General features: G+C 33.6%; 19 protein-coding genes and 1 pseudogene. 9 read left to right on the forward strand and 11 right to left on the reverse strand.

Annotation, left to right across the window (positions count from 1 at the left end; all coding sequences use genetic code 11):
* The first annotated feature begins 243 nt into the window (after positions 1–243).
* Entirely contained in the window at positions 244–1,134 is an 891-nt protein-coding gene (locus F0460_RS09450; protein ID WP_150012572.1) for a hypothetical protein, read from the forward strand.
* 27 nt (positions 1,135–1,161) lie between these two features.
* Here F0460_RS09450 and F0460_RS09455 read toward each other — a convergent pair whose 3' ends face one another.
* Entirely contained in the window at positions 1,162–1,479 is a 318-nt protein-coding gene (locus tag F0460_RS09455) for a hypothetical protein (protein WP_150012574.1), read from the reverse strand.
* Positions 1,480–1,524: 45 nt separating this feature from the next.
* On the opposite strand from F0460_RS09455, the gene F0460_RS09460 reads away from it, so the two are divergent.
* Together F0460_RS09460 and F0460_RS09465 are read left to right on the forward strand one after the other, a co-directional pair.
* Complete coding sequence (locus tag F0460_RS09460; protein WP_150012576.1) at positions 1,525–1,962, forward strand: hypothetical protein; 438 nt, start codon at positions 1,525–1,527, stop codon at positions 1,960–1,962.
* Between the two features lie 3 nt (positions 1,963–1,965).
* Complete coding sequence (locus F0460_RS09465; RefSeq protein WP_150012578.1) at positions 1,966–2,481, forward strand: hypothetical protein; 516 nt, start codon at positions 1,966–1,968, stop codon at positions 2,479–2,481.
* 213 nt (positions 2,482–2,694) lie between these two features.
* Here F0460_RS09465 and F0460_RS09470 read toward each other — a convergent pair whose 3' ends face one another.
* Positions 2,695–2,886 carry a hypothetical protein gene (locus F0460_RS09470; protein WP_150012580.1) on the reverse strand — a complete coding sequence of 64 codons (192 nt, stop codon included), beginning with the start codon at positions 2,884–2,886 and terminating at the stop codon, positions 2,695–2,697.
* 744 nt (positions 2,887–3,630) lie between these two features.
* Here F0460_RS09470 and F0460_RS09475 point away from each other — a divergent pair.
* The gene (locus tag F0460_RS09475) at positions 3,631–4,029 is read left to right on the forward strand and encodes a hypothetical protein (RefSeq protein ID WP_150012582.1); all 399 of its coding nucleotides are present in this window, start codon (positions 3,631–3,633) and stop codon (positions 4,027–4,029) included.
* Between the two features lie 138 nt (positions 4,030–4,167).
* A pseudogene (locus tag F0460_RS09480) lies at positions 4,168–4,554 on the forward strand (magnesium chelatase subunit ChlI family protein); the annotation flags it as partial.
* Here the strand turns inward: F0460_RS09480 and F0460_RS09485 are convergent.
* The 6 genes from F0460_RS09485 to F0460_RS09510 form a co-directional block, all read right to left on the reverse strand.
* Positions 4,551–5,264, reverse strand: a complete 714-nt coding sequence (locus F0460_RS09485) for a hypothetical protein (RefSeq protein ID WP_150012586.1) — start codon at positions 5,262–5,264, stop codon at positions 4,551–4,553. The pseudogene F0460_RS09480 and the gene F0460_RS09485 overlap by 4 nt on opposite strands.
* A 55-nt stretch (positions 5,265–5,319) precedes the next feature.
* Positions 5,320–6,186 (reverse strand): KPN_02809 family neutral zinc metallopeptidase, encoded by an 867-nt coding sequence (ypfJ, locus tag F0460_RS09490; protein WP_150012588.1) that lies wholly within the window; start codon positions 6,184–6,186, stop codon positions 5,320–5,322.
* 24 nt (positions 6,187–6,210) lie between these two features.
* Entirely contained in the window at positions 6,211–6,906 is a 696-nt protein-coding gene (locus F0460_RS09495; RefSeq protein WP_150012590.1) for an RluA family pseudouridine synthase, read from the reverse strand.
* A gap of 146 nt (positions 6,907–7,052) precedes the next feature.
* Positions 7,053–7,871: a 3-methyl-2-oxobutanoate hydroxymethyltransferase gene (gene panB, locus F0460_RS09500; protein ID WP_150012592.1), complete on the reverse strand. Its 819-nt coding sequence runs from the start codon at positions 7,869–7,871 to the stop codon at positions 7,053–7,055.
* 129 nt (positions 7,872–8,000) lie between these two features.
* The gene (locus tag F0460_RS09505) at positions 8,001–9,200 is read right to left on the reverse strand and encodes an SH3 domain-containing protein (RefSeq protein WP_223810795.1); all 1,200 of its coding nucleotides are present in this window, start codon (positions 9,198–9,200) and stop codon (positions 8,001–8,003) included.
* Positions 9,201–9,212: 12 nt separating this feature from the next.
* Positions 9,213–10,634 (reverse strand): L-serine ammonia-lyase, encoded by a 1,422-nt coding sequence (locus F0460_RS09510; RefSeq protein WP_150012594.1) that lies wholly within the window; start codon positions 10,632–10,634, stop codon positions 9,213–9,215.
* A 264-nt stretch (positions 10,635–10,898) separates the two neighbouring features.
* Between F0460_RS09510 and dnaK the strand changes: the two genes are divergently transcribed.
* Both dnaK and F0460_RS09520 read left to right on the forward strand, forming a co-directional pair.
* Entirely contained in the window at positions 10,899–12,788 is a 1,890-nt protein-coding gene (gene dnaK / locus F0460_RS09515) for a molecular chaperone DnaK (RefSeq protein ID WP_150012596.1), read from the forward strand.
* Positions 12,789–12,996: 208 nt separating this feature from the next.
* Complete coding sequence (locus tag F0460_RS09520; protein WP_150012598.1) at positions 12,997–13,755, forward strand: hypothetical protein; 759 nt, start codon at positions 12,997–12,999, stop codon at positions 13,753–13,755.
* Between the two features lie 70 nt (positions 13,756–13,825).
* On the opposite strand, the gene F0460_RS09525 is transcribed toward F0460_RS09520, so the two are convergent.
* Complete coding sequence (locus F0460_RS09525) at positions 13,826–14,236, reverse strand: DUF4293 domain-containing protein (protein ID WP_150012600.1); 411 nt, start codon at positions 14,234–14,236, stop codon at positions 13,826–13,828.
* 184 nt (positions 14,237–14,420) lie between these two features.
* Between F0460_RS09525 and rho the strand changes: the two genes are divergently transcribed.
* Positions 14,421–16,112, forward strand: a complete 1,692-nt coding sequence (rho, locus tag F0460_RS09530) for a transcription termination factor Rho (protein WP_150012602.1) — start codon at positions 14,421–14,423, stop codon at positions 16,110–16,112.
* A 10-nt stretch (positions 16,113–16,122) separates the two neighbouring features.
* Complete coding sequence (locus F0460_RS09535) at positions 16,123–16,554, forward strand: rhodanese-like domain-containing protein (RefSeq protein WP_150012604.1); 432 nt, start codon at positions 16,123–16,125, stop codon at positions 16,552–16,554.
* Between the two features lie 30 nt (positions 16,555–16,584).
* On the opposite strand, the gene F0460_RS09540 is transcribed toward F0460_RS09535, so the two are convergent.
* Together F0460_RS09540 and F0460_RS09545 are read right to left on the reverse strand one after the other, a co-directional pair.
* Positions 16,585–17,703 (reverse strand): endonuclease, encoded by a 1,119-nt coding sequence (locus F0460_RS09540; protein ID WP_150012606.1) that lies wholly within the window; start codon positions 17,701–17,703, stop codon positions 16,585–16,587.
* Between the two features lie 6 nt (positions 17,704–17,709).
* A complete protein-coding gene (locus F0460_RS09545) occupies positions 17,710–18,924 on the reverse strand; it encodes an RsmB/NOP family class I SAM-dependent RNA methyltransferase (protein WP_150012608.1) in 1,215 nt (404 codons plus the stop codon).
* Between the last annotated feature and the right edge of the window lie 3 nt (positions 18,925–18,927).

Genomic DNA, 18,927 nt, shown 5'->3' on the forward strand with positions numbered 1-18,927 from the left:
TTACTTATTAACAAAATTTGTTCATAATTCGTCAAAAAATTATAAAAGGGAACAACCCAATCTTAATATATACTGTAATAACAAATGATACTGTTTATGTCAGCAAAATAGATTTGTTTGTTATTTATAACATCATTGATTTGGTTTTGTAATTCTTTTGATTTGTATTTTTTATATATTTATAGCTGACAAAATTAAAAGCACCCTCATAGGTGCTTTTTTTATTATATTTAAACCAAAAACATGAACATTGATGAAATATTAGATACCTTCCATATTGAGGATTTGGAAAGTAGAGAGAAAGTAAAATTTATTATCAATAATGATACTTTTGAATCGAATAAGATACTCTTTGGTTACTATCTTAATACTGCAAGAGATTTGTATAAAGAGACAAAAGAAGCCACAAGTGTTAGTAAAAATGATAGTACCTTATTTATAGAAAAAATATATCTTAATTTATGTACTTTAGGAATATTAATAGATAAGGGTAGTGGTGAAACAGACCTTGGAATTGTCTATGATTTTAATGCAATATGTACAATATCAAGGAATATAGCTGAAACTATTGCACAATTTAATGTGATTTTTACTAAATCAAAAAATGAAGATGAAGAAAAGTTTAACCTACTATTATTAAAGTATAACTATGCTTTTCAACGTTTCAAATTATTTGATGATAAACATGAATCAAATCAACCATATAAACTAGAAGCAAAAAAAGAACTTGATATTATTGATAATGAAATAAGAACACATAAAATTTTTAAACCACATTTTAAATATAAGATGGTGCATAAATTTAATTATGTTCAGAATGGTAAATTTTACTCATCTTCACTTTCAGATTTAATTGATGGAATAATAAGTGAGTATAAAATTTTTAGTAGTGGATACAAGCCAAAATTTTACAAACTTCTGTCAAACGAATCACACACAACCATTGGTGTATTAGATTACTTTAAATATTTTCCTACTACCGAAAGAGTACAAAATGGAATAAATAGGATAATAGATGTTGTATTCCAATACCTTAAATGCTTGTATTCTTCAATGGTAAAATATTATAATATTGAAGGAAATCGCCATTTTGCATTATTACAAACAATTCATTACATAAAAAAGAATAGTTAATAAAAACACTCCTTAAAGGGGTGTTTTTTATTTCACAGTAATTTTATTATCAACCCTCCAGCCAATCCGAACCACATTTTTATTATAATACATAAAAAACTCGTGTTCAATTATATCAATCTTTTGTAAAATCCTTTTCATTTTCGCCTCATTTAACCCCTCAAAATCCATAAAAATACCCAAACAATTACCTTTCTTATCTAGCACTTTATAAACATGATTAAGGCTCATCTTTAAATCTTTATCCCATATTTTGGTTGAATCGCTAGCACTTGCATTGACATACTTAAACATAGAAAAGGTTAAGTTTATCTCATAAGCATTGATGAATTTATTTGATTGCATGGTATTATAATAATTATATATAGATTATAAAATTAATGATAAATAATGTCGCCAAAATATGTCATATTAGAAAACCTCATCTTTATTCTTAACCAGCATTCAACCGATAATGTTACCCTTTTGCATTATAAAAAATCAAAATCTAAAAAGTATTTTTTTAGCAATGAATATTTCATTTTACTTAACACCGATGATAATGAATATGCTGGTAAAGTCTTTCAAACAACATTATATGATGATAACGACAATTTTTTATATGAGGATATACCCTTTAAATACACAACAGAAAAGTACTATTATTTTATAGATGATTTGGTTGATGACCTTCTAAAAAGATTTAAAAATTGTAATATACCAATTGATTTAAAAACCTCATCATTTATAAAAGCTACCTATAAAAAACAATGGATACATCAGTTATGCAATTTGAATGATAATTTTAATATTCTTGATGAAATGGCTGATGATTTTAATAATATATAATACATGAAGATAGATTTTAATACCCTTAAAAAAATATGTCAAGATGAAAATGAGGTATATTTTACCAAATACGATTGCTGGCAATATAGCATACCATCACAATTATTAGTATTACACAAAGACAATGATACTTATATTGATATTTATGATACTTTGATAAAAAACAATTTAATAACAATTGATAACGATAATTATTCAAAATCATTTATGCGTAAAGCATTTGCATTTTCCATGAATGCAGTTTTCGTTGACTATTATAATATTCAAAATAAACCTTATTTAATACACCATTGTTTAACTGTTGGTGATTTAATTGATTACAGATTTTATAAAAGAATAGACAATAAATTATACCAATTTAAAATGGCATTTATTGTAGAATTAAATGATGATAAACAATTAATAATTAGAACATTTGATACCAATTTAGACTTTGTAAAAGCATGTAAGGATAGTCTATTGAGGGTTAATAAAAATTTGATGGAAAGAGAATATTTAAGGCTTAATAAAAAAAGGTGATGAATATAGTAATAGATGACTTATAAAAAATATGTAAGTAGGTCAATTTTAATTACTTATTTCATTCATTTCTACTTTTCTTATATTTAATTATTCTGTTTTTCTTTTATTTTTTTTTCGTTTTTCTTTTGTTTTAAAAAAAATGTATCTATCTTTGCATGTATCAAAAAGAAATGAAAAAGGAACTGACTGTGAATCAGTCCCTTTTAAAGTCTAGTTTACATAAGTAAGAATAAATTCAATTATTTCTACAAATATTTTAAGGGTTATTGCAAGTGACCCAATTTTAGAAATAATGTCCTTCTTCTTTGATTTTGGAGGTTTTTCCATAATAAAAGTATGAGGTGTTAGTAATTCCGTTCCCGAAGCCATGTCGGTGCATGTTGTTGTTTGTGTCCCATTCATGAGATTTTGTGAATTTAAATTCATCCTTTAGTTATTTAAGCGTTACGTTAGTGATATAGACTAGTAAGGCAAATTTGTTTTGCAAAATTAAGAAATTATTTTGATATTTCCTAATATTTTGTTAACTATTTTCGGCTACATGATTATTTTTATGAATTCTGTAACTAATTAAAATAAAAATCAATTATTCAGTAGCAAATTTATAGTAAATAACTCAATTTAATAATTTTCCCTTATTACTAAAACACATATTACCTCACATTCTAATCTAACCAAAAATCTATTTTTCAAAAGTTTATATTGGTAAATTTTAAAATTTCATATTGTAAATTCAATTAACTACAACAAATTTATATTGAATATTTCTAGTTAAGAAATTAATCCTAATATTGCTAAACATACAATTTAACCAAAAAACATTTCAAAATTTTGAAATGGTGAATTTCAAATTTCCATAAGCAAAAGACCCCAGCTAACATAATTTAGCTGGGGTCTTTTTTAGTCAAAAATTTAATAGTATAACATATATAATTATTGTTCTATTCCCTTTCAAACCCTTATTTTTACTACATTTAAAGCGATTTAAGAGCTTCTTTATTGCGTGCTAACATTATTCTTCTTTCCAAATATAATGGCTTAAATCGCTCATTTAGGATATAATAATTATAATTATTTACAACTTTTTTTACCCATTTCAACAACTTTTTTTAAAAATTCTATATAAGGAATATAAAAAGTTATAAAATGAAAAAGTACACAGATAAAGAAAAGATTAAGTTTGAAATATATGGTGAAGAATTAAATGAATATATTGAATTTACTTATGGTTACTCAACTTTTGGTAAAATGATTGATGCAATGATTGCACAACGAGTTGACAAAATCGAACCAATTTTAATTGATAATAGGATAGAAGCACCACATTTAATTGATAGAAAAGGTTTAGCCGATATGTTTGGCACATCGACCGAAAATATTATAAAATGGCAAAAGAATAAAACTATTGAAAATGTATATGTAGCTGATACAAACAAGGTCTATTATAATTTTAAAAATTCAATTGAAGCGATTAAAAACATGTCAAATATCAAATCAAAATATTTGGATAATTTAAAGATGAATCTTCAAAAATATATACTGTAAGTCTTGAATTTGAAGGAATTACAACTTAATACAAGTTTTGTTATTTAAACAATAATTACTATGTTTGGAGGAAATATTGGAGGCGATTAGCTGTTGAAATTGATAAACCTAGTGTTTATAAGGGTTTGAACCCTATGAGTTGACCTGCACATTGAAGTTAATCCTGTTCCGTTTGAAAAGCTGGCGGATAAATCAACAGCCGAAAAAAGCGATGCTATAAGAAACCGTGTCATCCACGCTCGTTCGCTTCAATCAAAAAGATTTAAAGAGTATCATGGAATTCATTACAACGCACAAATGCCTACAAAACTCATTTCGATTTTTTGTGAGCTCGATGAAACTTCACTGAATCTATTGCAAACAGCCATGGAAAAACTGAATTTATCTGCCCGAGCGTACGACAGAATTTTAAAAGTTGCACGAACAATTGCCGATTTGGAAACTGCCGATAAAATAAAACCCCAGCATATTGCCGAGGCTATTCAGTACCGAAGTTTAGATCGTGATTTATGGACAAACAATTAAGATTGTTGTTCAGTTATATGTGTGTATAAACTGTATGCAACTATGTAGTTTAAAGGCAAAGTTAACACGATTCCGATTCCGAAAAATAAAATCCCAATAAACGACAAAAGATAGGTAAATGCGATGAATGCAAATAAAAATCCCGGTTTTTGATTGACCGTTTGTATACTGAAATTCACGCTTTTTGTAATGTTGAAATTGCTTATATAAATGCTTGGAACGGCGAAATAAGTTAAAAGTTGTATCAGCAGACTAATGCCTAAACCAACCAAGCCAAAACCGGCAAGTTCCAAATAATAAGATATTGCGGTAGTTATAATTTGAATAAGGATGATTACATTCAATGCTTTTAGTCCCTGTTTACTAAAAATAGTTGTAAAGGCACTGCCTAAATCGGCATATGGTTGTGCGTTTACTTTTTTGATCATACCGTAAATTCCGCCAAAAAAATAATGCAGAACTATGCTTGCCACCATGTTTACAATCATAATTTCGGTTGCATTTGCGGCAATAAATTCTTCGGCAATTGTTTGGTTAGAAAGTTTTATAAACTCGTCGGGCGATCCTATTAAAGAAATCAACCCAACCATATAAATAAACGAAACAATTATAAACGTAAGAAAAATATACAAACCAGCCGTAACTGATACTTTTTTGGCAAGGGAAATTATTTGTTCTGATAATTTCAGCTGATCGATTTCGTAACTCATATAAAAATAAAATGCCTCGCAAAAGTACGAAGCATTTTTTTAATTGTTTGCTGTTTTAGTATCGAATACTGTTATATATTGTTTCAATATCGCCTTGGTTGATATCTCCTGTGTTATATCCTTTCATAAACCAGGCTTTACGCTCTGCCGATGTTCCGTGGGTAAAAGTTTCCGGTTGAACGTGACCTTGCATTTTACTCTGAATGGCGTCATCACCAACTGCTTGTGCTGCACTAATTGCTTCTTCAATATCGCCAGCTTCCAACTTTTCTTTGTTACGGCTTGCCCAAACTCCTGCATAAAAATCTGCCTGTAATTCTTGTGCAACCGATAACTTGTTGGCTGCTGCTTTACCTTTGCCTTCTTGTGCTTGACGAACTTTTTGATTGGTTCCTACTAATGTTTGTATGTGATGACCAACTTCATGTGCAATTACGTAGGCAATAGCAAAATCGCCACCTTTTGCTCCAAAACGTGTACGCAATTCTTCGAAAAAGCGTAAATCCATATAGATTTTTTGATCAGCCGGACAATAAAACGGACCTGCTGCAGATGTTGCCGAACCGCATGAAGTATTTACACCATCATCAAACAAAACCATTCCCGGCTCTTGATACTTTTGACCGTTTTCTTGAAAAATTTGTGTCCAAGTTTCATTATTATAAACAAAATTAGCTTCAGAAAACTGTCCTAATGTTATTTCCTCGTCTGATAATTCTCTTGTTTTTACTTGTTCCGATGATTGTGTTGTGCCCTGTGTTTGGTTTAAAATGTTACCGATTACCTGACCGGTTTCTCCACCAAACATGGTTAATAATAATGCAACCACACCAATGATTCCGCCGCCAACAACGGCTTTACCACCGCCCGACATTCCGCGACGGTCTTCAAAACCACCGCTACTTTTTCTTTCCCATTTCATATCTAAAATTTTTAATCTAATATACTATTTTTCTACATTTTTCCAAATAATATCATCGGGAACCGGAGCAATAATTTTTATTTCTTCTTTAGTAACGGGATGGTTCAATACTAATTTTCGTGCGTGCAGATGAATTCCGCCGTTTGGATTGCTTCGATCGAAACCATATTTTAAATCGCCTTTAATAGGGCAGCCAATGGCAGTTAACTGACAACGGATCTGATGATGACGACCCGTATGTAGATTGATTTCTAACGCAAAATAAGAATTCAATTTTTGAATGATCTTATAATCTAAAACCGCTTGCTTGCTGTCTTTAACTTCTTTTAAATGCGCTTTTGATGTATTGTTTTTTGGATTTCGAGTTAGGTAGTGAATCAACGTATCGCTTTCTTTTGGCGGCTGATTTTTTACAACTGCCCAATAGGTTTTCTGCGTTTCACGATTTTTAAACAAATCGTTCAGTCGGGTTAACGCCTTCGATGTTTTTGCAAACAACACAATGCCTGATGTTGGTCTGTCTAACCTATGAACCACACCCAAAAAAACCGCGCCCGGTTTACTGTATTTATCTTTTATGTATTCTTTTACAACATCGCTTAAAGGTTTGTCGCCGGTTTCATCGCCCTGAACAATATCGCCCACACGCTTATTTACCACAATTATATGGTTGTCTTCGTATAAAACCTGTAAATTTTCTTTTGTTGAATAGATTTTCATTAGTTATGAAAATAATAATTTACCACAGATGCACAGATGAAAATGTGATTTCATTTGATTGTTTTAGATGCAATGTATTTTGTAGATCAAATCTAGAGAAATATTTAGATTGAAGAAAAGATCTGTGCATCTGTGGTTTATCGTAATTAATACTGCTCTGTTGTATTAGGGAAATCTTTTGATTTTACATCGTCAACATACTGACCGATAGATTTTGTCATGTCTTCGTATAAATTCATGTATCGTCTTAAAAATTTAGGACTGAATTCATGCGTCATTCCAATCATATCGTGTACAACTAAAACCTGACCGTCAACGCCGCCACCTGCACCAATTCCAATAATCGGGATAGATACTTCTTGTGCGACTCTTGTAGCTAATGTTGCCGGAATTTTCTCTAAAACAATGGCAAAACATCCAATTTTTTCCAACATTTTAGCGTCTTCGATCAATTTTTCGGCTTCAGCATCTTCTTTTGCTCTAACCGTATATGTTCCGAATTTATAAATAGATTGCGGCGTTAAACCCAAATGCCCCATGACAGGAACACCAGCACCCAAAATCTTTTTAATTCCCTCTTTAATTTCTTTACCGCCTTCTAACTTCAAGGCATGCGCACCACTTTCTTTCATTACGCGAATGGCAGATTCTAATGCTTTTTTAGAATCAGATTGATAGGTTCCAAAAGGTAAATCAACCACTACCAATGCACGATCTACACCACGAACCACGCACGATGCATGATAAATCATCTGGTCTAAAGTTATAGGTAAAGTAGTTTCGTGACCCGCCATTACGTTGCTGGCAGAATCGCCCACCAAAATCACGTCAACCCCGGCAGAATCTACAATTTTAGCCATGGTATAATCGTAAGCGGTAAGCATAGAGATTTTTTCTCCGTTTTGTTTCATATCAAAAAGCGACTTGGTAGTCACTATTTTATAATCTTTTTTTGCAACAGACATACTGTAATAATTGTTGTTTAGTTGTGGTAAAATTAGATAAAAAGTTTAAGAAAAAGGCAGTTAGCTGTTATTTCTTGCTTTTTTCGTTTAAATACTGAAGTTCAAATTGTGTTTATTGTAAGTTTCTATTTAACAATAATAATGAGCCGTTACTTTAAAAAGGTGGTCATTTTTAAACTGAAATTCGTACGTCATGTAATCATTGCTGATGTAATATGAATTGGTAAGCGGATTTATAGAGGAGATCAATCCCATACCGGCTTTTAAAAATTCGGTAGGAGTTGTTGTATTATTTAAATAGGTGTTTTTAATTTTAAAACCGTTGGTATTTACCATTTCCATAGATCGTATGTGGTAGGTTTTATTTACATCGTGCCCAATACATTCTACCGAACCAAAAAACACGTTGGTTTCATAATCGCCCAAACCACAATCGTCTAAATTGGTATATTGATCTTTAATCTTTCCTAAATTAGTTTCCAAAAAAGCTTTTTTAAATCCCTTTTCAGGTTCTACTTCGTTATTCAATGTAAAGCCAAACTGCTTTTCCTTCTGTAATTTAATCGGAAGATTAAAATCGTCTTTTGGAATATTCTTTAAAACATCGGCTTGCAGTAAACAAATCTCCGCAACATCCTGTTGATTATTTTTTGATGCAAATTCGGCATACAAACGCAAAGCCGCTTCGTTTTCTTCGGGATTGCTGTTCCAACCTAATTCTAAAATACGTTCTGCAAATTTCTTTTGATCTTCTAAAGTTTCGGCCTTTTTGTATTCGTTCTTTAAAGCATTTAAATCTGGTCGCTTGCCAACATATTTCACAGGAATGTATCCTTTTTTATCATCAATCTGCACCGGAATCCAAGATTCTGCATTGTATGGATAATAATAAATTGGTACAGGTGTTCCGTTTAACAGATTTCCTACAGCTGCAGACGAACTGTTAGGTAATTCGCGAATTTTAAGACTTGCAACTGTTGTAAACAAATGGGGCGATCCGTAATAACCATCGTTTTCTATAATAATTGCCGGCGATTTTTCGTAATCGTCGCTGGCATTTAAACGTTCTTTTACATTGTAAGTATCGGTAATGTAAATGGTTTCGGTATGCGGTGTGTAAACTTTATAAACATATTTATCCTGAAGAAATTCATACGAATCTATTTGTGCACCACGTAGAAAAATGCCCACGGCTTTTGATCCTTTTTCGTTGTTAAATGCAACGGTGGGAGTTACCACATACAAACGAGGTAATGGTTTGACAGGATGTTTAGGTTGCGCCCAAAATTGAGTTGTTGAAAGTAAAACAAATAAAAGTGCTTTTTTCATTGATAAAATGCATTAACAGTCGGCCATATTAACGGCAATTGCCAAACCACCTTCTGATGTTTCTTTGTATTTGTTGTTCATATCCTGCGCAGTTCGCCACATGGTATTCACAACTTTATCTAACGGAACTTTTACGTTTTTAGGATCGGTGTCTAACGCCAATTCGGCTGCGTTAATGGCTTTAATGGCACCCATGGTGTTGCGTTCAATACATGGAATCTGTACCAAACCACCAATTGGGTCGCACGTTAAACCTAAATGATGTTCCATGGCAATTTCGGCAGCAACGGTAACTTGTTCGGGTGTTCCGCCCATTAATTCGCACAATGCCGCAGCAGCCATTGCAGACGATACGCCAATTTCTGCCTGACAACCGCCCATTGCAGCAGATATAGTCGCTCCTTTTTTAAAGATCGAACCAATTTCGCCGGCAACCATTAAAAACTGTTTAATTTCTTTATCGCCCGCTTTATGGTTTTCAATAGTTAAGTAATACATTAAAACGGCAGGTATTACGCCTGCGCTTCCGTTGGTAGGTGCAGTAACCACGCGACCTAACGATGCGTTAACTTCGTTTACCGACAAAGCAAAACAGCTTACCCATTTTAAGATCTGACGGAAATAAACTTTTGTTTTGCGAATGGTTTGCAGCCATTCCTGCGGATTGTTATAAGGTAAATCGCCTTTTAATTTTTGATACGTATCGTAAGCACGTCTGCGAACATTCAATCCGCCCGGAAGTGTTCCTTCGGTGTGGCAACCAATGTAGATACACTCTAGCATGGTGTTCCAAATGCGCATTAGTTCATGATCGATTTCTTCGGGAGATCGTAACGATAATTCGTTTTCGTAAACCAGTTCTGATATTGATTTGTTTTCTTGTTTGCAGAAAGCTAAAAGTTCATCGGCTTTATCAATAGGAAATGGGAAAGTCGCTTTAATTTCGTCTTTTTCTGAACTTTCTGAAGATTCTTCTTTTACAACGAATCCGCCACCAATAGAGTAGAAGGTTGATACATATTCGCCACCCTGATAAAATGCCGTAAACGTTAAACCGTTGGCATGAAAAGGTAAAAAGTTTTTGTTGAATACAATATTTTCGCTTGGATTAAACTGTATGTGGACAGCATTTCCCAAGTTTAAAATATTTGTTTGCTTGATTTGATCGATAATTCCGGAGATATCATCAACAGGAACGTATTCAGGATCGGCACCGCTTAAACCCAGCATTACTGCTAAATCGGTAGCATGACCAATTCCGGTTAACGAAAGCGATCCGTATAAATCAACAGAAACACGTTCAACCTTTTCAAAAATATTCAACTCTTTTAATTCGGCAATAAAGCGTTCGGCGGCTCTCCAAGGTCCTAATGTGTGGGAGCTCGATGGACCAACGCCAATTTTTAACATATCAAAAACCGAAATACATTCCATAAAAATCAAACAATTAATAAAGCGAAGATAGGCAAAAATAAATGGAAGTTTTTTAAAATTTTGTTAGATATGACAAATGTTTGCAACAGATACTTTTTGACATTATTGTTGATTAATTATGAAGCGATTTCTGACAGTATGTCATTTTGTTCTGACGGTTTCTGACATTTTTTTATACTTTTTAAGTTAGGCACAACAATTGACTAATAGAATCCGTGAACAAATCACAAAAACAATAAATACAAAATAAAAAGATATAATAATATGAGTAAGATAATTGGAATTGACTTAGGAACTACGAACTCTTGTGTTGCTGTAATGGAAGGTAACGAAGCTGTGGTTATTCCAAATGCAGAAGGTAAAAGAACAACGCCGTCTGTGATTGCCTTTGTAGAAGGTGGCGAAATTAAAGTGGGTGATCCTGCAAAACGTCAGGCGGTAACAAACCCTACAAAAACCATAGCGTCTATTAAGCGTTTTATGGGTGAGAAATTTTCTGAAGTTCAGAAAGAATTAACCCACACTGCTTACAAAGTAGTTAAGGGTGATAACGATACACCACGTGTTGATATCGACGGTCGTTTGTACACTCCGCAAGAATTATCGGCAATGACACTTCAAAAAATGAAGAAAACTGCCGAAGATTATTTAGGACAAACAGTTACACAGGCAGTTATTACGGTTCCTGCATATTTTAACGATGCACAACGTCAGGCTACTAAAGAAGCTGGTCAAATTGCTGGTTTAGAAGTTATGCGTATTATCAACGAACCTACTGCTGCTGCGTTAGCTTACGGTTTAGATAAAGGCGGACAAGATAAGAAAATTGCAGTTTACGATTTAGGTGGTGGTACATTTGATATCTCGATCTTAGAATTAGGTGACGGAGTTTTTGAAGTATTGTCTACAAACGGAGATACACATTTAGGAGGTGACGATTTTGACCAAGTAATCATTAACTGGTTAGCAAACGAATTTAATAGTGCAGAAGGTGTAGATTTACGTCAGGATCCAATGGCATTACAACGTTTAAAAGAAGCTGCAGAGAAAGCGAAGATCGAATTATCATCATCAGCTCAAACTGAAATCAACTTACCTTACGTAACTGCTACTGCTACAGGACCAAAACACTTGGTACAAACATTAACTCGTGCAAAATTCGAGCAATTAGCAGACGAATTGGTACGTCGTTCAATGGAACCATGTAAAAAAGCTTTAAACGATGCAGGTTTATCAATCTCTGATATCGATGAGGTAATCTTGGTAGGTGGATCAACACGTATTCCGGTAATTCAGGAACAAGTAGAGAAATTCTTCGGTAAAAAACCATCAAAAGGAGTAAATCCTGACGAAGTTGTTGCTTTAGGAGCTGCAATTCAAGGTGGCGTTTTAACGGGCGATGTTAAAGACGTATTGTTGTTAGACGTTACACCTTTATCATTAGGAATTGAAACTATGGGTGGTGTTTTTACAAAGTTAATCGAATCGAACACAACCATTCCAACAAAAAAATCACAAGTGTTTTCTACGGCTGTAGATAATCAGCCATCGGTAGAAATTCACGTATTGCAAGGTGAGCGCCCAATGGCAAACGATAATAAAACAATTGGTCGTTTCCATTTAGACGGTTTACCACCAGCACAACGCGGTGTGCCACAAATTGAAGTTACTTTTGATATTGATGCAAACGGTATCATTAAAGTATCGGCAACCGATAAAGGAACAGGAAAATCACACGATATCCGTATCGAAGCTTCTTCAGGATTAACTCCGGAAGAAATCGAAAAAATGAAGAAAGAAGCGGAAGCAAATGCTGAAGCAGATAATAAATTGAAAGAAACTGCTGATAAATTAAACGAGGCAGACGGAATGGTTTTCCAAACCGAAAAACAATTGAAAGAGTTTGGCGATAAATTGTCAGACGCTAACAAATCGAACATCGAAGGTGCATTGGAAGAATTGAAAAAAGCATACGAAACTCGTGAAGTAGCTACAATTCAACCTGCTTTAGACAAAATCAACGAAGCTTGGAAAGCAGCATCGGAAGAAATGTACAAAGCACAAGACGGTCAGCAAGGTGGTGCGCAACAAGCACAACCAACGCAAGACGGTGGCGATGCTACACAAGATGTAGATTACGAAGAAGTAAAGTAATAGATTTTTTCATAAATGCGAAAAACCTCAAGCAGAAATGTTTGAGGTTTTTTGTTTATATTTATATTTTAAAAATAACACTCTTATGAAAAACAAATACTTATCATTAACATTTTTGTCAGTTTTATTATTTAGCTGTAATAATAATGATGAAGAAATCGTAGAGAGCTATACATCAGACTTTCCAAATATAGATAATACGCAGGCAATGGGCGTGGGAGAAACTTTATCAACACCAACTGCAACGAATGTAAAATTAGATTCTATGAAGATGTATTATTATGATTTCTTTTCTAAAGCTACACCAAGTTTACCAGGATTGACTTATATGTATGAAACTAAAGAATCTCATCCGCCATCTACTTTATTAGAGATTAAGCATTATTTTACTTATGAAGCAAATGGATTTGTTGATACGAGAACTGTTGTTTTAAGCGGATTTTATAATACAACCTTTACATTTGCATTTAACTATGATTATAATGATGTTAATGAATTAGAAATGTCAGATTTAGTCATTTATAAGAACAATGAAATGGTTCATGAAAATACTTTAGATTATAGTGTAAATGATCCTAATGAATCTTTAAAGTATTATCAATACAATCAGTACAATGTCACATCTAATAGTGTAACAGATTTTAAAACGCCAAAGAATGTGTATAATCCTGAGAGGAATTTATTACCTCCTAACATTAGATTACAATATCTGAATTTATTAGATAATGGTGTGAGTGGTTTTGATTTCGGAAATTATTATTATGTAGTTCGGGATCTATTTGATAACAGAGGATTTATAAATACACATTGTACATTTCCTTTACAGAATGAATATATAGAACATCATCAACCCGTTTTACTTGATAATATTCAATACAAAGTAAGGCAAGATCATTATCCTGAAATTATTCAGTACGGCAATGTTTATGCTGGTGGATATCGTTTTTTGTATTACTATAAAAACTAAAATTATACTCACAAAAAAATCCGACCATTGGTCGGATTTTTTAACGCACTAATAAACTAAGATAAAAGGTTTATCGTATACGATCTGCAGATTTCACAAGATCTTCGTCCTTCTTTATGGCTTTGTTGGCTAATGCCAGCAAAATGATAGATCCGATAGGAAGAAACATCCCAATACCCTTCTCTGAAACCAAAGTTTCTCCAGATAAATTTAGCGATTGATACACAAATAATCCTAGTAATATAAAGTTCAATATCATGTTCAATCTGTTATAAACAAATTGAGTTTGTCTTTTTTTGTAAGAGAAAATCGAAATAATACTTAAAGCTGCACTTGCACCAAACATCAACGTGTATAAGGTACTTTGCCCAACGCGAAAATCTATCCCGTTTGCATCTTTCCATAAAGGAAAAACTAAAGATAAAACGCCTGCAATAATAAATGCCAATGCTAAATAAACCGATTGTATTCTCTGAATCATTACTATTTATTTGATTACAAAAGTAACACTAAATTTCATTAAAAAACATTGATATTTAAAAAAAAATTGTAATATTGCATTAGAAAATCGTAACTTCTTCATTGTTCGAGCTTTCTATCCTTAACAGATATCCTTCTCTTAAGAAAAATCACAATAATAATATCTAACAACAACGTCATAATTTATGTTTGACAAAAATGTGTTAAAGGGTATGAAGTTGCCCGAACTTAAAGAAATAGCTAAGAAAGTAGGCGTTGAAAAGTTGAATCTTAAAAAAGAGGAACTTATTGAGGCAGTTTTAAAAATTCAAGAAGAATTTCAGAAAAGCGAGCCTAAAGCAGAAACACCTGTTAAAGAAGCATCTGAGGTAACGAATGACTCTGCTGAAAAGAAAGAAAAAAGAAAGCGCATTCACAATGCACCTGAAGAGCAAACAGAGCAGACTTCTTTACCTGAAAATCCGCAACCAGTTGCAGAAGAGGGAATTAAAACTGAAGTACCTCAAAATCCTTCTGCCGAAAAGCAACGCAAACCTCAGAATAAAAATCAAAACCAACGCAATAAAACGAACAATCAGCCACAGGTTCAATCAGAACCAGTAAATGTTGAAAAAGATGTTGTTGCCGAAGTCCCTGCTGAAGAAATAGTTGTGGTGGCTGAAAAGCAAATTCAGAACCCAAACCAAAATAGAAATAAAAACCAAAATCCAAATCAGAATCAGAAAAAGCAAAATTACCGCGATCCTGATTACGAATTTGAAGGGATTATAGAATGCGAAGGTGTTCTTGAAGTTCCAAAAGATGGTGGTTCGCACGGATATCTGCGTTCTGCAGATTACAACTACCGTAAATCACCAGACGATGTGTATATCTCGCAATCTCAAATTCGTTTGTTTGGTTTAAAAAAAGGTGATACCATTAAAGGAATTGTTCGTCCACCAAAAGGAAACGAGCAACATTTTCCGCTGGTTCGTATCACAAAAATCAACGGACATGAGCCTGATGAGGTTCGCGATCGTCCTTCATTCGAACATTTAACACCGCTTTTTCCTAAAGATAAATTCAATTTATCGGGTAATAATTCTAAACTTTCAACACGCATTATCGATCTGTTTGCGCCAATAGGTAAGGGGCAGCGTGGTATGATTGTGGCACAGCCGAAAACCGGTAAAACGATGATGTTGAAAGAGATTGCCAATGCTATTGCAGACAATCATCCGGAAGTTTATCAGATTGTTTTGTTGATCGATGAACGCCCTGAAGAGGTTACCGATATGCAGCGTAACGTACGTGCAGAGGTTGTAGCTTCTACGTTTGATGAAGAAGCACGTTACCACGTAGAATTAGCTGATATGGTTTTAGAAAAAGCAAAACGTTTGGTTGAGTGTGGGCATGATGTAGTTATCTTGTTAGATTCTATTACACGTTTGGCGCGTGCCTACAATACGGTTCAGCCGGCATCGGGTAGAGTGTTGTCTGGTGGTGTTGATGCCAATGCATTGCAAAAACCTAAACGTTTTTTTGGAGCGGCACGTAACATTGAAAATGGCGGATCGTTAACAATCATTGCTACTGCTTTAACCGATACAGGTTCTAAAATGGACGATGTAATTTTCGAAGAATTTAAAGGAACTGGTAATATGGAATTGCAGTTAGATCGTAAAATTGCGAACAAACGTATCTTCCCGGCTGTTGATTTAACGTCATCATCAACCCGTCGCGACGATTTATTGCAGGATCGATATACAAACAGCAAAATGGTTGTTTTACGTAATATTTTGGCAGATATGAATCCGGTTGAAGCAATTACGTTTATTCATGATCGTATCAAAAACACCAAATCAAACGACGAGTTTTTTGACAGTATGCGTGATTAATTTTATCAGAATGAAAAAAGCAATTTTTTTACTTATACTATTTTTTGGATTTTTAAACGGAACATCGGCTCAAAGTTTTACCGATGTTTGGACACCTAAACAGTTAATGGAAACGAAAATATTGTCAGATAAAATTCAGCAGAATAAAATGAAAAATACTTTTGTAGTTAACATTGGTCCCGATGCTGTTATAAAAAAATCATTCAACGCAGGTGCAGCTAAAGATGCTAAAAATTTAGAAACGCTTAAGCAATACTTAAAAAAGATTCCTAAAGATAAAGAGGTTGTTTTGTATTGCGGTTGTTGTCCGTTTGATAAATGCCCTAATATTCGCCCGGCATTTAAAATGTTGATTGATTTAGGTTATAAAAACGCAAAACTTTTAAATATTCCAAAGAATATAAAAATAGACTGGATAGATAAAGGTTATCCAATAAATTAAAAACTCCGATCAGCCGATCGGAGTTTTTTGTTACTTAACTATAAATTTCTTTGTAGTTGCTTTCTTTCCACTTGTTAGTTTAAGAATATACGTTCCACTTTTTAAATGATTAATAGTGAAAACTTCATCGTTAAATTGTGGGTTTGATACTTTCTTGACTAATTTTCCTTCTAAATTATAAACCGTAATTAAATCAATTTTTTCTTTAGTAGAGATGAATATCGTGTTTTTTGGTGCCGGATTTGGATACACATTAAACTCAACCAATTCGGCTTTGTTCGCGCTTAATAAGTGTGGATACCAAACAGCAGTTACATATTGCGGATTATCAATGTAAGGATTTCTGTTTCCTTGCTCACTGTAGATATAATTATTCAAATCTGTTTCACGGGCATTTACCGGATCTTGCAAATGCCACTGATAAAGCACATCTAAAAAACCTGTAGTAAATACTTTATCGGTAGATCCATCGAACATCGCTTTGACCTGTGTTTGCGTTTGTGTGGTATCTGTATAAAAATCATCCATTAAATCTTCATACCTTGTAGCAAAGTAAAAATAAGCACGTGCAATATCTCCTTTAAACTCATCGATAGGCTCAACAACAGTTCCCGAAAAACCAGCTACACCACTTGTACCGCGTTTTGTTCCGTTTTGCGATGTGTAATTTGCAGAAGCTACTGTTCCAAAAGGTAAATTTCCGCGTTCTCCATTAACTTTTCCATCACTTGGCCAAACGTGAAACGCATCTGTTTTCATTGGAGTATTTTCATCGAAATACGATTGCGGAATTAAATGTTCACGATTGTAGCAATCACCTTCGCTGCTGTAATTCCCACATTGATCAGAAATCACAGTGTAAGTGTAAGGGTCAACAGCAACCGGTTTTTCAGAATAAATATCTAAAATGGTATTATCGTTTTCGTAATATTTGTCACGGAAACCATTATTGGTAGCATTAGAACTATATAAATTCCACAAACCAGGAGTATAGCTTAAAGCGTTGTGATTTGCTGAAATTATTGTTTTTAATTGCGATTTTAATGTGTAGCCCGTTGCAGTTGCACTGTTGTAATAATTCGCCGGTGCCTGCGCAAAAATTGTAAATGAACAACAAACAGTTACAATAAATGATGTGATTTTTTTCATATTTAATTATTTTATGCGTTCCATTAAACACATGTAAAAACCATCGAACCCAGATTGTGATGCCAATACTTTCTCGTCTGTTACAAACTTAAAGTTTTTACCAAAATCGGTGTTTAAGAAATGGTTAATTTGTTTTTCGTTTTCGGATGGCAGAATAGAACACGTTGCATATACTAGTTTTCCGCCCACTTTAACCATTTTAGAATAATTTTCTAAAACTTCTTGCTGTGTTTTTTTTATGTTATCGATAAACTCTGGTTGCAGTTTCCACTTACTGTCAGGATTACGTTTTAGAACACCTAAGCCGGAACAAGGCGCGTCAATCAATACTCGGTCTGCCTTATCGTGTAATTTTTTTATTACTTTGGTTGAATCTATAATTCGGTATTCCACATTAAAAACTCCGTTACGCTTGGCACGGATTTTTAACTGTCTCTGCTTACTTTCATATAAATCCATGGCAATAATCTGCCCTTTGTTTTCCATTTTAGCAGCAATGTGTAATGTTTTACCACCTGCTCCTGCACATGTATCAACAACGCGCATTCCCGGTTGAACATCTAATAAAGGAACAACTTTTTGCGAAGAAGCATCTTGTACTTCAAAGAATCCTTCTTTAAAAAGAGGTGTCATAAAAACATTTGCACGCTCCTTCAAAATTAAAGCATCAGGATATTTATCGTGAAATTCGGTGTCAATATCCAAATCCATTAACTGTGCACGCAATTGCTGTTTCGTGGTTTTCAACGTATTGACTCTTAAAACAACATTAGCCTGTTGGTTTTGTGCAGCAAGTTCTTTTGTCCAAACTTCTTCGCCCAATTCTTTCACGCCCAATTCATCCATCCAATCAGGAATCGATTCACGGTATTTTCTAATTTTAGAAAGCTCGTCGAATTTTCCTTTAATTCTGCGAACCGGTGTGTTTTCAAAATATTTCCAATCGGGTAGGGTAATACCGCGCAAAACTGCCCAAACAGCAAAAGTTCTCCAAATATCATCACGAGTAAAAGGATCTTTTGTTTCGGCAATTTCAGTATATAATCTTTTCCAACGAACAATTTCGTATATGGTTTCGGCAACAAACTTGCGGTCTTTTGCACCCCAGCGAGGGTCTCTTTTTAAAGCTTTTGCAACTTCTTTATCGGCATATTCACCATCGTTAAATATACTTAAAAGAGAATCTATAACTGCAAAAACCAAATTTCTGTGTAAACGCATTTT

The organism is Paenimyroides baculatum (assembly GCF_008629655.1).
Classification (GTDB): Bacteria; Bacteroidota; Bacteroidia; order Flavobacteriales; family Flavobacteriaceae; genus Flavobacterium; species Flavobacterium baculatum.

Bases quoted from the DNA above. Each gene is read 5' to 3' on its own strand.
- F0460_RS09450 (WP_150012572.1), top strand. From the start codon at position 244: ATGAACATTGATGAAATATTAGATACCTTCCATATTGAGGATTTGGAA.
- F0460_RS09455 (WP_150012574.1), bottom strand. From the start codon at position 1,479: ATGCAATCAAATAAATTCATCAATGCTTATGAGATAAACTTAACCTTT.
- F0460_RS09460 (WP_150012576.1), top strand. From the start codon at position 1,525: ATGTCGCCAAAATATGTCATATTAGAAAACCTCATCTTTATTCTTAAC.
- F0460_RS09465 (WP_150012578.1), top strand. From the start codon at position 1,966: ATGAAGATAGATTTTAATACCCTTAAAAAAATATGTCAAGATGAAAAT.
- F0460_RS09470 (WP_150012580.1), bottom strand. From the start codon at position 2,886: ATGAATGGGACACAAACAACAACATGCACCGACATGGCTTCGGGAACG.
- F0460_RS09475 (WP_150012582.1), top strand. From the start codon at position 3,631: ATGAAAAAGTACACAGATAAAGAAAAGATTAAGTTTGAAATATATGGT.
- F0460_RS09485 (WP_150012586.1), bottom strand. From the start codon at position 5,264: ATGAGTTACGAAATCGATCAGCTGAAATTATCAGAACAAATAATTTCC.
- ypfJ (WP_150012588.1), bottom strand. From the start codon at position 6,186: ATGAAATGGGAAAGAAAAAGTAGCGGTGGTTTTGAAGACCGTCGCGGA.
- F0460_RS09495 (WP_150012590.1), bottom strand. From the start codon at position 6,906: ATGAAAATCTATTCAACAAAAGAAAATTTACAGGTTTTATACGAAGAC.
- panB (WP_150012592.1), bottom strand. From the start codon at position 7,871: ATGTCTGTTGCAAAAAAAGATTATAAAATAGTGACTACCAAGTCGCTT.
- F0460_RS09505 (WP_223810795.1), bottom strand. From the start codon at position 9,200: ATGAAAAAAGCACTTTTATTTGTTTTACTTTCAACAACTCAATTTTGG.
- F0460_RS09510 (WP_150012594.1), bottom strand. From the start codon at position 10,634: ATGGAATGTATTTCGGTTTTTGATATGTTAAAAATTGGCGTTGGTCCA.
- dnaK (WP_150012596.1), top strand. From the start codon at position 10,899: ATGAGTAAGATAATTGGAATTGACTTAGGAACTACGAACTCTTGTGTT.
- F0460_RS09520 (WP_150012598.1), top strand. From the start codon at position 12,997: ATGGGCGTGGGAGAAACTTTATCAACACCAACTGCAACGAATGTAAAA.
- F0460_RS09525 (WP_150012600.1), bottom strand. From the start codon at position 14,236: ATGATTCAGAGAATACAATCGGTTTATTTAGCATTGGCATTTATTATT.
- rho (WP_150012602.1), top strand. From the start codon at position 14,421: ATGTTTGACAAAAATGTGTTAAAGGGTATGAAGTTGCCCGAACTTAAA.
- F0460_RS09535 (WP_150012604.1), top strand. From the start codon at position 16,123: ATGAAAAAAGCAATTTTTTTACTTATACTATTTTTTGGATTTTTAAAC.
- F0460_RS09540 (WP_150012606.1), bottom strand. From the start codon at position 17,703: ATGAAAAAAATCACATCATTTATTGTAACTGTTTGTTGTTCATTTACA.
- F0460_RS09545 (WP_150012608.1), bottom strand. From the start codon at position 18,924: ATGCGTTTACACAGAAATTTGGTTTTTGCAGTTATAGATTCTCTTTTA.